Here is a 13278-nt window from a genome sequence, read left to right as displayed (position 1 = left end):
GAAAGGGGCGGCTCCGCTTCTTGTCGCTCCAGGAGGGGGCAGCGCCCCCCCGGCTCAATGCACTCCTGGCCCCCTTCAGCCCCCCCCGCAAGGGGAGGGGCGAGGCGCAATCTTGTCGCAGCGGGGGGCGAGCCGCCCCTGGCTCAATTGTCGCACCCGCCCCGGCCACGAAGAAGTCCCCTTGACCCCTTCCTGCTCAGGCTGGATTTTTAAGTTGTCCCCATCTACAAAAAAGTCATGTTGGCTTCTCTGGTTGATTATTGCTAAAATATAGATACGGTGTCAGCAGGCGAACCAAACAGAATAAAAAAAGAGAGGTATGCTATATGAAAGAAAGTTGTCCTGGTAGTCAGGAGATACGAAACCCTTTTCCGGAGCATCTGAAGTGTGTCTACTGTGGCGGCGATAACGAAATCTGGTCTGACGAAACGGAGACCAATTGCGGCAATTGTGGCAAGTTGATCTCCAGGGAGATGAAGGTAACGTGTCTGAACTGGTGTCCGGCTGCCAAGGAGTGCGTCGGGGTCGAAAAGTATCAACGCCTGATGGGCGCCAAGAAGGTGGACGGATAGGTTTAATCGTATCCGACCTGCGCGGTATAACGATGGCAGCGTTTAAACGGTGGTGGCTGGTGGGCGTTGTGTCGGTGGCGATCTTTCTGTTTGCCACGAAGGTGCCGCCAAACATGGATGAGTACCTGCAGTACCATCAGCTTGGTTGCTACTTCTTCCCCAATGCCACGGAGAACGTCTTTCGTGAGGGATGCTACGGGTACTACGACCTGAAGATTTTTGGCAAATTTCTGCCCCTGCGTTCCTTCCTGTACGTGGGATTTACGCCATCGCTGTTTTACCTGCCCATGTACCTGCTCTGGCCATACTATCTTTCGGCGCGTGTGATGGGGATATTTGCCTTGCTGGTGATCACCTTTGTGATTCATCGGTTGGTGAAGTTGCCCTTGTGGTTGAGCGGGCTTATCGTGCTGTTTAGTTTTCCGGTTGTGTTTCAGTGCATTACGGACAGGGGGCCGGTGCTCTATCAGATGGCGCTGATGTTTGTCATGTTGTACCTGTCATCCCGCCCACCGAGTCCCTCAAGGGGCGCCCTGGCAGGGCTTGTCATGTTTGTGTGCATAGAGCAGAAGCCCTTCTTTGTCAACTTCATACCGGCAACGCTTATCGTTGCGTTTTTTTTGCTCAAGCCTCTCTTCGATTCCGGCGACAGGGCTGAGAGGCTGAATATACTCAAGTCGCTCCTCATCGCCGCAGTCGTTGCGGCAGCGCCGACCCTTATCCTGATGACGGCAGAGACGAGGTACGGCTGCCGATACTATAACGACCTGCTCAGGCTCAACAGCGTCTCCCCGCTGGATTTTACCAGTCAATTGTATCATCTCAAGAAGAACCTCATTCCAAGCATGGTGGATTTCGCCCGGTTTGCCAACAGCATATACGACGTCAGAGACACGGCCACCACGTTGACGGCATTACTGTGGGTATCGTTTGCGGCGATCTTTGTTATGGGGCAGGTCTATGCGGCCCGCGATATCGGCACAAGGCGAAATGCCCTGTTGGCAGCCGGATTGGGTGCGTTTGTACTCTGCCTGTACCTTGTCAATCTCTCACCCCACTCATGGAGAGGGCACCACTATGTTATGGCGTTTCCTTTTTTGTTGTTGGCGCTTGCCTTGTCGGTTGAGTACATCTACAGGCACAGGAGGGCGTTGGCGCTCTCCCTGGTGCTGATCGTCGCCGTGCTCAACATCGGTATTGCCGGCAAGGTGCTACAGACCACGCCACACTGGCACGATGACTGGAGCAAGGTCAGGGTGCTGGATTACCTGCGGCAGGACGACATCGCCGCCAGGTACGTCTATGTCATCCCGGACTGGGGCATCTACTGTCTCTTTGCGCTGTACGGCAGCAAGCAGCAGATCGTCCTCTACGTTGACCCCCTCGATAACCCCTCAGACATCACCAGGATCGCCGAAATCGCCCAACGCAGGCACAGGTCACACCTGCTCATCGCCCAGCGTTCAACGTTTGACGTCTCAAGGCTTATCAACGCCGCCTACCCAACCCTGACACTGCTGCAGTACCCAGGCTACAGCGGTAGTGACGCATGGGTGATCAAGGCCGAATGATATTCGTCCCGACATTACAGGCTACGTTGCAGACTCCATGTGAAGTTTTTTTCACATAAAGTTTTTGTTACTGTAAATATTTCTGTGATGGTAGAAGGTTAAGCATTATGGGGTCAAGGGGGCTTCTTTGTGGCCGGGGCGCCTCGCCCCTCCCCTTGCGGGGGGCTAAAGGGGGGCCCGCCCCTTTCTTTGTTTTTGAAACGTGCCATATATATCATCACAGGATTTTTTACGGCAAGTATTTTATTTATTTGTCAGTGGATAAAAATATTTTGAAAATTATTTAATTATATGCTATACTCTTTAATGAGAATACTGTAGTGAACAACACTTACAAAAACATATTTATATGGCTCCTGATTGGTGGGCTGATGATTGTTCTGTTTAACCTGTTGAGTATACAGAAACCGGTACAGGAGGAGATGATATTTTCAGACTTCATCGAGAGTATCGAACAGGGCAAGGTGGTGGATATCACCATAAAGGAAAACGAAATAAGCGGTAAGCTCAATGACGGCAAGACCTTTAAGACCTACGCCATCGAGTACCCCGACCTGATAAAAGAGCTGCGCACCAAGGGCGTAAAGATCACCGTAAGGCCGCCAACACCCAACCCGTGGTATGTGAACTTTTTCTTTTCGTGGGGGCCGATAATATTCCTGGCGCTGATCTGGATATTCTTCATGAGACAGATGCAGATTGGGGGCAACAAGGCCATGTCGTTTGGCAAGTCCAAGGCACGGCTGGTGTCGGACAAGACCAACAAGGTGACGTTCAAGGACGTAGCCGGCGTGGAGGAGGCCAAGGAGGAGGTGCAGGAGATCATCGACTTCCTGAAGGACCCGCAGAAGTTCACCCGGTTGGGTGGCAGGATACCCAAGGGGGTCTTGCTGGTGGGGCCGCCTGGTACGGGCAAGACGCTGCTGGCCAGGGCAATTGCCGGGGAAGCCGACGTACCGTTTTACTCGATCTCCGGTTCGGACTTCGTGGAGATGTTTGTGGGCGTTGGGGCATCGAGGGTCAGAGACCTCTTTGACCAGGCCAAGAAAAATGCCCCGTGCATAATATTTATAGACGAAATAGACGCCGTCGGCAGACACCGTGGTGCCGGCCTCGGAGGCGGACACGACGAACGCGAACAGACCCTCAACCAACTCTTGGTGGAGATGGACGGCTTTGAGGGCAAGGAAGGCCGGATCGTTATTGCGGCCACCAACAGACCGGATGTTCTCGACCCTGCCCTGCTAAGACCAGGGCGGTTTGACAGACAGGTCGTGGTCTCTCACCCCGACGTAAAGGGACGTGAGGCTATCCTAAACGTTCACACAAAGGCCATCCCGGTATCGGTGGATGTCAACCTTGCCATTATCGCCAGAGGCACGCCGGGCTTTACGGGCGCAGACTTGGCAAACTTGGTTAACGAGGCAGCCCTGTTAGCCGCACGTGTTTCCAAGGAAACCGTCGATATGGATGACTTCGACAAGGCCAAGGATAAGGTGCTTATGGGCGTTGAGCGCAGGAGCATGATTATCAGCGACGAAGAAAAGAAAAATACGGCCTATCACGAATCCGGTCATGCCTTGGTAGCAAAGCTCACGCCGGGCACCGACCCCGTGCATAAGGTCACGATAATACCGCGTGGCAGGGCGTTGGGCGTCACACAGCAACTGCCCATTGACGACCGATATACGTACTCCAAGGACTACCTCCTTAAGACCTTAAAGGTGCTGATGGGCGGCAGGGCGGCAGAGGAGATAGCCCTCAATCACATGACTACCGGGGCCGGCAACGACCTCGAACGGGCCACCAACCTGGCACGTAAAATGGTCACCGAATGGGGCATGAGTGATTCCCTTGGCCCACTGACATTTGGCAAAAAGGAAGAACAGATTTTCCTGGGTCGCGAGATCGCCAAACACAAAGACTACAGCGAAAAGGTCGCCGAACAGATCGACGATGAGGTCAAGTCCCTGGTCATTGATGCCTACGCAAGCAGTAAGGCCATCCTGATGGAGAACTATAACATCCTGGAGGCCATGGCAAAACGACTGCTCGAAAAAGAGACCATCGATGGCCCGGAAATTGAGAGAATCATCCAGGAAGTAAACCACAACGGTCTCCAGGCCACCTAGGCCTCCCCTGCAGGATGTGTAACGTTTAAAGTGCATGCAATACAAAAAAAGAAAGGGGTGGCTCCGCTTCTTTGTCGCTCCAGGAGGGGGCAGCGCCCCCCGGCTCAATGCGCTCCTGGCCCCCTTCAGAATCCCCTGCAAGGGTGCCAGCCCCCTCGACCCCGTAAAAAATAAATCTGTGATATTGTCCAATGAATCCCATCTTTGACCTCAACCGGGTCTGCAACACAAACCGGGTCTGCGTCATGGGCATACTAAACGTAACGCCGGACTCGTTTTCCGATGGCGGCAGATTCCTTGATAAGACCAGAGCAGTGCAGCGTGCGGTTGATATGGTTGGCGAGGGTGCCGACATCATCGATGTGGGCGGGATTTCGACCCGTCCGGGTTCCGAGGCCGTTGACGTTGAGGAGGAACTCAGGCGTGTGCTCCCTGTTGTTGAGGCCCTCAGCGGCAGAATAGACGTTCCCGTATCGGTGGACACGTATAGGGCAGTGGTGGCCGAGGCGGCGCTAAGTGCCGGTGCCGGTATCATCAACGACATCAGCGCCATGCAGTTCGACCCGGAGATGGCCGCTGTGGTTGCCCAAAGCGGTGCAGGGATCGTCCTGATGCATATCAAGGGCACCCCAAAAGACATGCAACTCAACCCCGTCTATGGAGATGTCGTGGAGGAGGTTTGCGCTTATCTGCGGCAACGCAGCGACGCAGCCCAACGTGCCGGCATCGCAGCATCACGGATCATCATAGACCCCGGCCTGGGTTTTGGCAAGACCCTGGAGCATAACCTAAGCCTTATCAATAACCTCGGTCGATTCAAGGACATCGGACATCCGATCCTGGTAGGGCCGTCACGCAAGGCCTTCGTGGGACATATCACCAACGTAATCGCCCCTAATGATAGGCTTATGGGTAGTGCTGCCGCCGTTGCCATTAGCGTGTACAATGGTGCCTCTGTCGTCAGGGTGCATGATGTCCGGGATATGGTACAGGTTGTACGGGCAGTTGAGGCCATCAGGTCTCAGGGATGTCCCCAACTGTAAGGGCGGCTGCAATACGATTGAGGCCCGCTCCGGATGGGAACTACTATGGGGTGTCAACTGCCGAAGTCTTTAACCGGAGATATATAAGTAGCAAAGAACTGCTTTGGGGGAGAATCCCGCAACTATCTTCTCCTGGAAAGCCAGAGCCGCCTTCCACCACGGCATACACCTACCCCGCAAAGCCTCTGGAGGAGGATGCTAGACGCACGGGCCAAAGCAGTTCCCCTACTCCTAGAGTAGAACATCCCGACGAGTCTGTCAAGGGGCAGAGGCGGCAATGACAATGAATTTCGTTGAGGCCGGCGATGGCTCATTTGACTTTGGATGCATTGATGAGGAAGTGGCAGGGCAGATTAAGCGCCTGGCAGCTCCGATAAGACTGCAAAGGGGCAATGAAAATTACGGTGAAATTCACATAGAACAGAGACATGGGCAAGAGATTAGAAAAGTCGGCTATAAGAGTGTCAGAGACTTTGTTGAAGATATAACGAAAAACTTTACACAGATACGAGATAATGGCACCAGGTTGCTGTTAGTAAAGACAAACGGTTTGCCTTGTTCTGCTGCCATAGACCTATCGCTTTCTTTAGATGGTAATTATTACACTGTGATAACTGCAGGGACTTTTGGCAGTAAATATTTGAACAATAAAGAACTGCTTTGGCAGAGAAGCCCACGACCATCTTCTCCCGGAAGACCAGAGCAGCCTCCCACCATTATTGACACCACCCCCGCTGAGGCTCTGAAGGATGATGCCGGGCGGATTGGCCAAAGCAGCTCCCTTACTCTTATTGTAGAACACCCCGATGAACCTGTCAAGGGGCAGAGATGGCAATGACAGTGAATTTCGTTGAGGCCGGCGATGGCTCCTTTTTATTATGAACAACAGCAACCTTGTCAGAAAGAAGCTACTTTGGGAAAGGAGCACATCCCTTTCGACCAGCCCTGAGCAGTTGGTCCCTCTTACTAAGACACCCATTGCGGATAAGGCAACTCAGGTCGATGGTGCGAGGCGCACGGGCCAAAGCATTTCCCTTACTTCTATTGTAGAACACCCCGACGGACATGTCAAGGGCAATAGCGGATTGTTACCGGAGAGTGAAGAGGCAATCCCCCGGCATACCGTAGTTGCGTTGGTTGGCCCAACATGTGTGGGCAAAAGCAGTGTGGCCATATTGATGGCACAGTACCTCGACACCGAAATAATCAGCGCCGATTCGATGCAGGTCTACAAGGGCATGGACATAGGCACGGCTAAACCTGACGCAGAACAACAACGTGCGGTCAAACATCACATGATAGACGTTGTGGAACCTTGGGAGGACTACAGCACGGGCAGGTATCTCAGCGATGCGGTGAGCGTCATCGACGACCTGCATAAACGTAGCCGCATCCCGCTTGTTGTCGGTGGCACGGGGCTGTACCTCCGGGCGATGACCCGTGGACTGGTCGATGCCCCCCAGGCCGATTGGCAACTCAGAGACAGACTCACGGCAATTGAGTCTAAAAGGCCGGGCTGGTTGATGAGATACCTCCGACGTATTGACCCGGTTTCCTGCGGGCGCATCGATCCGCACGACACAAGACGCATCGTGCGTGCCGTGGAGGTGTTCCTCAAGACCGGAAGCCCCATGTCGGCTATCCAACACACCAGTACAAGGCCATTGCCACACAGGTTTATCAAGCTCGGACTGACCCGCAACCGACAGGAGCTATATGCAATGATCCAGCATCGGGTGGATGAAATGCTCCGTAGTGGACTGCTGCAGGAGGTCAGGGCGTTGGCGCAGCTTGCACTTGCACGTACCCCCCTTCAGGCCATCGGATACAAGGAGCTACTGGCCTGCTTCCGTGGTGAGATGACCCTCGATATGGCCGTCGGAGAAATAAAAAAAGCCACAAAAAGATACGCCAAACGCCAGTTTACATGGTTCAATGCCGAAGACAACATTACCTGGATTGACATCAGCGGCATCAGTAACAGTCAGGATATCTTTGAAAAAATAAAACACATCTTGAATAAAAACTGCAAATAATATATCGTATATATAGATAAAAGATTTTAAGGAGTGAGATTAAGATGACAGCAACCAAGAGCTTTAACCTGCAGGACGCCTTTCTGAACCAGTTGAGAAAGGAAAAGACCCCCGTGACGATGTATCTGACCAACGGAGTACGACTGAAAGGCTCGATAAAGGCCTTTGACAACTTCGTTATCCTGATGAAGGACGCACGACTGCAACTGATATACAAGCATGCCGTCTCATCCATCATCCCCGATGATGATATGGTCTTTAAACTCGAACCCGCAACCGAAACCACTACGGAAAAATCTTGAGAGAAAGGGAGTAACAACTATGCTAAAATTCATGCAAAGACGGGCCAAGTATTTCTATATCTTCTTCTTCCTGATAATCATTTCGTTTATATTCTTCTACATCGGCCCAACGGATCAAAAGAGCGCCATTGCGCTGATTGAGATTGGCGATAAAAAGGTATATCCCGAGGTGTACTGGAAGACATACGAGGGCATGAGAAATAACTACGCAAATACGTTCAAGGACGGCTTTAATGCCGAAATGGAAAAAAAGATGAACATCAAACAGCAGGCGTTGGATTTCCTCGTTGAAAGCGAACTGCTCCTGTTGGCAGCCAAGCGTTTCAACCTGAGCATTTCGTTGGATGAGTTGACCAGGGCGATCACCTCTGAGCCGAATTTTTCCAAGGACGGCGCATTCAATAAGGAGATATACTTGAGAATCCTGCAAGCAAACCAGATGACTGCCGGTTACTATGAAAGCAGGAGACGGGAAGAACTACTGGTTGATAAAACGAAGAGATTCATTGAACTTGCCGCCACTGCACAGGTCAGTATCCCGCCTGAGTTACAGGAGAAGTTCAAAGACAACGAACAGATAATGCAATCCATCCGGCAATCAAAGGAGCAAGAGGCAAAGTCCAAGGTGTTAAAGGCGTACATAGAGGGCTTAAAAAAGACCGTTCCCATCAAGATACGTTCCGAACTTATAACGTAGAAAAATTAAGCTGATGGGATTTGTAGATACATTAAAGTCGGGTCTTAAGAAGACCAAAGAGGCGCTCTTTACAGACGTTGAGGTACTGTTTTCATCCAGAAAGATAGACGAGGCCACAATTGAGGAGTTTGAGGAGACGCTCCTGTCCTCCGATATCGGCATAAACGCAACCACGGAGATAGTAGAAACCCTCCTGAGCAGCTACCGGTCTGGTAACCTCAAGCGCTACGAAGACGTTAAGGACATCCTCAGGCGCAGTATGTTGGACATCCTGGGTCTGCCCCAACCCTTTGTGCTCTACCAGGAGAGACCCTTTGTGGTATTGTGCGTGGGAGTCAACGGCGTTGGCAAGACGACAACGATAGGCAAGCTGGCACATCGCTCGATTCACCAGGGCCACTCGGTGATCCTTGCGGCGTCGGACACGTTCAGGGCCGCTGCCATAGAGCAGTTGGACATCTGGTCAAGGCGTGCCGGTGCTCAGATAGTCAAGCATCAGGGTGGCTCCGACCCCGCCGCCGTGGCCTTTGACGCCATCGAGGCAGCCAAGGCAAGAGGCATCGACCTGTGCATCGTCGATACGGCAGGCAGGTTGCACACCAAAAGTCCGCTGATGGATGAGCTCAAGAAAATCAAAAAGGTCATTGGCAAGGCCATCCCCGGCGCTCCGCATGAGACCCTCCTGGTGGTGGATGCCACAACGGGTCAGAACGCCCTGCATCAGGCCCGCATTTTTAACGAGGCCGTCGGCGTCACCGGCATAGCCCTTACCAAGCTCGATGGTACGGCAAAGGGCGGCATTGTCCTGGCCATCAAAAAGGAGTTAAACATCCCCATAAGGCTGATCGGAGTTGGCGAGGGTATCGATGACTTCCGCGACTTCATCCCCGCGGAGTTCGTATCGGCGCTGTGTGACTAAGATACAGAAATTTTTGCACCAAAAAAAACGTATCTTCTTTATATTTCATGGTAGCACAAGAAAGAAAGGGGCGGCTCTGCTTCTTTGTCGCTCCAGGAGGGGTCAGCGTCCCCCGGCTCAATGCGCTCCTGGCCCCCTTCAGAACCCCATGCAAGGGGAGGGGCGAGCCGCCCCAGGCACGAAGAAGTCCCCTTGACCCCGTATTTAAAATAGGCATGGATTCCTGCTTTCGCAGAAATGACAGTTACAGGCGTTTTTCAAGTGTGTCATTCCTGACTTGACCAGGAATCCAGGATGCGTAAAGATATAGTTACCATGAAATATAAATCGGCGTATTATTAATTGTTATGTTACTTCAGTTTTGTAATAAACCGGACCAGAAACCGGAAAATAAACAACAGGCTTCGAACCCTGTCGCCAGCCCGAAACGTTTCGGTGCCGATGCAGGATATTTTGAAGCAGTTGAAAGAAACGAAGTAGACGCCCTTATTTATGATTCTCCCTTTGCTACCACCGAGATTAAAAAACATGCTAAAACGACAAAGATAGTCCAATTTAACCTCAATTCATTAACATACGCTATAGGTGTTTTGTGGAAAAATAACCAAATGTTAGTAGCGATTAACGATGCACTGCATAAGATCATGGATTCAGACTGTATAGACAATGATGACTGCGATTATAGAAAGCTTGCCAGGAAATATCTTTCTTATGAATCAAAGGATGTGAAAAAACCAGCAAAATGACAACATACTTATACAGTCAAAAGCGGCGATACTCTTATGAAGATTGCAAAAAATGAATTAGGAGATGTTTCCAAATGGGAGACGATTTGGAACATTAACAAGTCAAACATAGTGAATAAGAATCTTATACGTCCCAAAGACGTGCTCATTATGCCTGCCAGGTAGGGCAGAGAAATGGTCATGGAGGTAAGGCAGGAGCAGCGTGGACGGTTGTATAGAAACGTGTGGATTTGCCTTACTCTGTTGGTTTTTTCGTGGCTCTTCGTCATTGTGACTTGAGCCCCGAGTGATTTGATCCCCGAAAAAGTTATTTGGTCTGTTTAATTATGCGTTTTACCTTATCCATTGCACGTCTGGCTTCGGTGACTGCCGATTCGACGGCTGCCATGGCCTGACCGTCTGAATGGGCAAAGACTATATTGCTGCCGACAGACTTTTTGATTCCACGTAACTTGTGGACAATGCCAACCTCTGAGGTCAGCAGTTGGTGGCCATAGCGTGTCAGTCTAATTTCCTTCAGGCTCTCAGGAGGAAAATCAAAGGCCTTTGCAATGCCTGCACGAATATCTTTGGCTATGGAATTGCGATCACCCTCACGTAGTGCCTTTCTACCGTTGGAGGGGTTTTTGTATGGGGCATACACCGTAATGACGGATTGTTCCTTTTTTGTATTCGCCACATAAGCGGCATCTATAAAGTCGGTAAATGCGCTGTTATCGGGCATACAGTTATCGTACCCACCGGAGAACACACGCCGATCAAAACACAGGTTGGCCACCAGATATGCCCCATACCTGAGTGACTCCATATCCTTCTTCTGTTTCCCTGTGATACCATCCACAATTTTCGGTGCAAAGAAATACGGCACGCACATGACAACAGCCTTACTCTCAACAGTATGAGACAACCCGTCCTCCATAAAAGAGGTCAACACCTTGCTTCCCTTCTGTTTTACGCTATATACAGTGGTCTTGGTCTTGATGCGTTCAGTGCCAATTTTTTCGATGAGTCTGTCAACGACATAGGCATTACCTCCCGGGAAGGCATATATGTTGCCGGCTATTTCGGAATAGAAATTAACACCGGCATAGGCGGATATCTCCCTGATACTGCCTCCAAGGGCCGAGTAACAGTAGGCATCGATGTACGCCATATAGTCCTCCGGATAGTGTAAGCCTTTGAGATAGTCATAAAAGCTGACCTTGTCTAATCTCAGGGTGTTTGGCTTTGCATCTTCAATTGGGATAGAGGGGAAGTCCTCACCGTCAAGGAGTTTTTTCATGTGTTTCTTGAGTCTCTTGACGTGGTTTTTCATCGGGCCGTCTTCAAGATCAACCCAGCGTCCCTCATGTTTAGCGGTATCGACGGGATTGGGTATAGGTTTTAGTTCAAGGCCAAGTTCCGAGTACAATTTGCCATAATACCTCTCTACATCCACCAGATAGGCCGAGCCGGTAGCATATACGGTATCTCCATACTTCCCTTTTTTGGCATTTCCCCCGGGGTCGGAGTCCTTTTCAAGCAGCATGAAGTCGTCATCTCGCAGGTAATATGCCATCGTTAACCCACTTAATCCACCACCGATAATTACAACGTCCTTTTTTATTGAGGCATCAGGGGTTTCAAATTTATCCTTGCCTATACGATGAACATCCTCGCAATCGCCATCACTCCAATCACTAATAATCACGTCAGAGGCATAAATGATCGAAACATTCGAGGCATACAACCCCGCCGTCACTACCCCCAGTGCCTTCAAAAATGTACGCCTGTCAATCATAAGATAATTCTCCCTTATACCTTTATTTTTTGTATGTTTTCGCCGATTTTCCTGTTTGCTTCTTCATTCGGTATCCCTGTTCCATATGTATGCTCGACATTGGCCTTAAATGCCCCCTGAAGACTTTTCACCCATTGTATGAAAAAGCTGTCTCCCGGAAATGCTATGTCTAAGCGGATATCACCTTTGTAGGGAGACTTCACACCAGTTTCGGTGAATATAGACTTTGGACTATTCCCATCATATGCACATACAGGACGTTTATCGACACTTACACTATCCCATCCTATTGTATTGACAAAACGATTTATGATCCTGGATGAAATAGCTGCCTGTAGTTCGTATACATTTTGCAAGGAAGCATGTTCCATTATTGGTTTTGTTATTTCGACTATTTGTTTCTTTAAATCAACCCTCCTGCTGCTGGTTTCTATTTCATGATATATAAGCAGAAGGATATCCTTTGTCAAAAAAGCATCTTTTGCTCTTGCCCCTTCTTCTGTCTTGCTCTGTAAACTGACATCCAGAAACCTGACTTGCGCTCTTTCTTGTAACTCAGAATTATTGTTATGCAATGGTACACCATGATATTCCAATACTGTTAGTAACTCATTTTTCTTTGCTTGTGTTTTTCTTATTCTATTATCCAAATCATTATATCCTGTTCGTGTGGCAAACAATCTATCAAATTCTTTATCTAACTCCATTGCCATATTCTCTGTCGCTTCATCCTTATATTTTAACAACTTCTTATAATATCCCCAATACTCTTTTAAAAACGTGTCTAATGCTTGCCTATTATGGGGCATTACAGGCGCTAACTTCTTATAATGTCTACCCTCGTGTATCCAGCATAATGCTATCTTATCTGTTATCAACTTAAATTGAGGAGCGTCATCACATACCAGTATCTTTACTAACTCTTCTCCTGTTTCTTTTCTATAAGAGGCTATTGCTGCTGACTCTAATATCCTTACTCTCGTTGTCTTGCCTATTTTAACATTGCATAAACTATCCAATGTCTTGTTTATCTCATCTTCACTTAACTCTTTGTCACGCTCTAGTAACATCAACTCATGTATTATCTTACTCGATATTCTGAAATCCTTTAGCAGTTTAAATGTCTCTTCATTAAAACAGTAACTTCTACTTCCAGAACCTCTTAAAATATCTATTATCGTTAGTCTGTCTTTATGCTTAGTTGTAAAATATGCTGCGTACAATTCATTACATACCACATGCGTATAATAATTCTCCCCATTTACCTTCGTACCAGTATCATCTATTTGTTGATATATACTGCTCCTCAAACCTGATCTGTATATGTCTTCTTTCTCCTTATGAAGCATCTCATTATTTTTTACTAGCATATTTGTATCCTCTTTAAAAAGCATGGTAAAATTAATTTCATGGTTTAAAGGCATGGATTCCTGCTTTCGCAGGAATGACAGTTACAGGCTTTTTCCAAGTTTGTCATTCC

General features: G+C 49.3%; 12 protein-coding genes. 10 read left to right on the top strand and 2 right to left on the bottom strand.

Annotated features, from left to right (window positions below; translation table 11 throughout):
• Nucleotides 1-326 precede the first annotated feature (326 nt).
• The 10 genes from HWQ67_RS04770 (at nucleotide 327) to HWQ67_RS04725 (ending at nucleotide 10018) form a co-directional block, all read left to right on the top strand.
• Entirely contained in the window at nucleotides 327-572 is a 246-nt protein-coding gene (locus HWQ67_RS04770; RefSeq protein WP_040335478.1) for a hypothetical protein, read from the top strand.
• Between the two features lie 32 nt (nucleotides 573-604).
• Nucleotides 605-2143 (top strand): hypothetical protein, encoded by a 1539-nt coding sequence (locus HWQ67_RS04765; RefSeq protein WP_218251505.1) that lies wholly within the window; start codon nucleotides 605-607, stop codon nucleotides 2141-2143.
• A gap of 320 nt (nucleotides 2144-2463) precedes the next feature.
• A complete protein-coding gene (gene ftsH / locus HWQ67_RS04760; protein ID WP_218251504.1) occupies nucleotides 2464-4275 on the top strand; it encodes an ATP-dependent zinc metalloprotease FtsH in 1812 nt (603 codons plus the stop codon).
• 191 nt (nucleotides 4276-4466) lie between these two features.
• Nucleotides 4467-5318, top strand: a complete 852-nt coding sequence (gene folP / locus HWQ67_RS04755) for a dihydropteroate synthase (protein ID WP_218251503.1) — start codon at nucleotides 4467-4469, stop codon at nucleotides 5316-5318.
• 283 nt (nucleotides 5319-5601) lie between these two features.
• Complete coding sequence (locus HWQ67_RS04750; protein ID WP_218251502.1) at nucleotides 5602-6156, top strand: hypothetical protein; 555 nt, start codon at nucleotides 5602-5604, stop codon at nucleotides 6154-6156.
• A 40-nt stretch (nucleotides 6157-6196) separates the two neighbouring features.
• Entirely contained in the window at nucleotides 6197-7354 is a 1158-nt protein-coding gene (miaA, locus tag HWQ67_RS04745) for a tRNA (adenosine(37)-N6)-dimethylallyltransferase MiaA (RefSeq protein WP_218251501.1), read from the top strand.
• A gap of 44 nt (nucleotides 7355-7398) precedes the next feature.
• Entirely contained in the window at nucleotides 7399-7656 is a 258-nt protein-coding gene (hfq, locus tag HWQ67_RS04740; protein ID WP_218251500.1) for an RNA chaperone Hfq, read from the top strand.
• Nucleotides 7657-7675: 19 nt separating this feature from the next.
• Nucleotides 7676-8353, top strand: a complete 678-nt coding sequence (locus HWQ67_RS04735; protein ID WP_218251499.1) for a SurA N-terminal domain-containing protein — start codon at nucleotides 7676-7678, stop codon at nucleotides 8351-8353.
• 13 nt (nucleotides 8354-8366) lie between these two features.
• Nucleotides 8367-9272, top strand: a complete 906-nt coding sequence (gene ftsY, locus HWQ67_RS04730; protein ID WP_218251498.1) for a signal recognition particle-docking protein FtsY — start codon at nucleotides 8367-8369, stop codon at nucleotides 9270-9272.
• 347 nt (nucleotides 9273-9619) lie between these two features.
• Nucleotides 9620-10018, top strand: a complete 399-nt coding sequence (locus HWQ67_RS04725; RefSeq protein ID WP_218251497.1) for a transporter substrate-binding domain-containing protein — start codon at nucleotides 9620-9622, stop codon at nucleotides 10016-10018.
• Between the two features lie 307 nt (nucleotides 10019-10325).
• On the opposite strand, the gene HWQ67_RS04715 is transcribed toward HWQ67_RS04725, so the two are convergent.
• Nucleotides 10326-11798 carry an FAD-dependent oxidoreductase gene (locus HWQ67_RS04715; protein WP_218251495.1) on the bottom strand — a complete coding sequence of 491 codons (1473 nt, stop codon included), beginning with the start codon at nucleotides 11796-11798 and terminating at the stop codon, nucleotides 10326-10328.
• 14 nt (nucleotides 11799-11812) lie between these two features.
• Nucleotides 11813-13222: a virulence factor SrfC family protein gene (locus HWQ67_RS04710; RefSeq protein ID WP_218251494.1), complete on the bottom strand. Its 1410-nt coding sequence runs from the start codon at nucleotides 13220-13222 to the stop codon at nucleotides 11813-11815.
• Nucleotides 13223-13278 lie beyond the last annotated feature (56 nt).

This window comes from Candidatus Magnetobacterium casense (assembly GCF_019173545.1).
GTDB classification, from domain to species: Bacteria; Nitrospirota; Thermodesulfovibrionia; order Thermodesulfovibrionales; family Magnetobacteriaceae; genus Magnetobacterium; species Magnetobacterium cryptolimnobacter.
The sequence above is the reverse complement of the archived record's forward strand: the minus strand, read 5'-3'. Positions and strand labels throughout refer to the sequence as shown.

Bases quoted from the DNA above. Each gene is read 5' to 3' on its own strand.
- HWQ67_RS04770 (WP_040335478.1), top strand. From the start codon at position 327: ATGAAAGAAAGTTGTCCTGGTAGTCAGGAGATACGAAACCCTTTTCCG.
- HWQ67_RS04765 (WP_218251505.1), top strand. From the start codon at position 605: ATGGCAGCGTTTAAACGGTGGTGGCTGGTGGGCGTTGTGTCGGTGGCG.
- folP (WP_218251503.1), top strand. From the start codon at position 4,467: ATGAATCCCATCTTTGACCTCAACCGGGTCTGCAACACAAACCGGGTC.
- HWQ67_RS04750 (WP_218251502.1), top strand. From the start codon at position 5,602: ATGAATTTCGTTGAGGCCGGCGATGGCTCATTTGACTTTGGATGCATT.
- miaA (WP_218251501.1), top strand. From the start codon at position 6,197: ATGAACAACAGCAACCTTGTCAGAAAGAAGCTACTTTGGGAAAGGAGC.
- hfq (WP_218251500.1), top strand. From the start codon at position 7,399: ATGACAGCAACCAAGAGCTTTAACCTGCAGGACGCCTTTCTGAACCAG.
- HWQ67_RS04735 (WP_218251499.1), top strand. From the start codon at position 7,676: ATGCTAAAATTCATGCAAAGACGGGCCAAGTATTTCTATATCTTCTTC.
- ftsY (WP_218251498.1), top strand. From the start codon at position 8,367: ATGGGATTTGTAGATACATTAAAGTCGGGTCTTAAGAAGACCAAAGAG.
- HWQ67_RS04725 (WP_218251497.1), top strand. From the start codon at position 9,620: ATGTTACTTCAGTTTTGTAATAAACCGGACCAGAAACCGGAAAATAAA.
- HWQ67_RS04715 (WP_218251495.1), bottom strand. From the start codon at position 11,798: ATGATTGACAGGCGTACATTTTTGAAGGCACTGGGGGTAGTGACGGCG.
- HWQ67_RS04710 (WP_218251494.1), bottom strand. From the start codon at position 13,222: ATGCCTTTAAACCATGAAATTAATTTTACCATGCTTTTTAAAGAGGAT.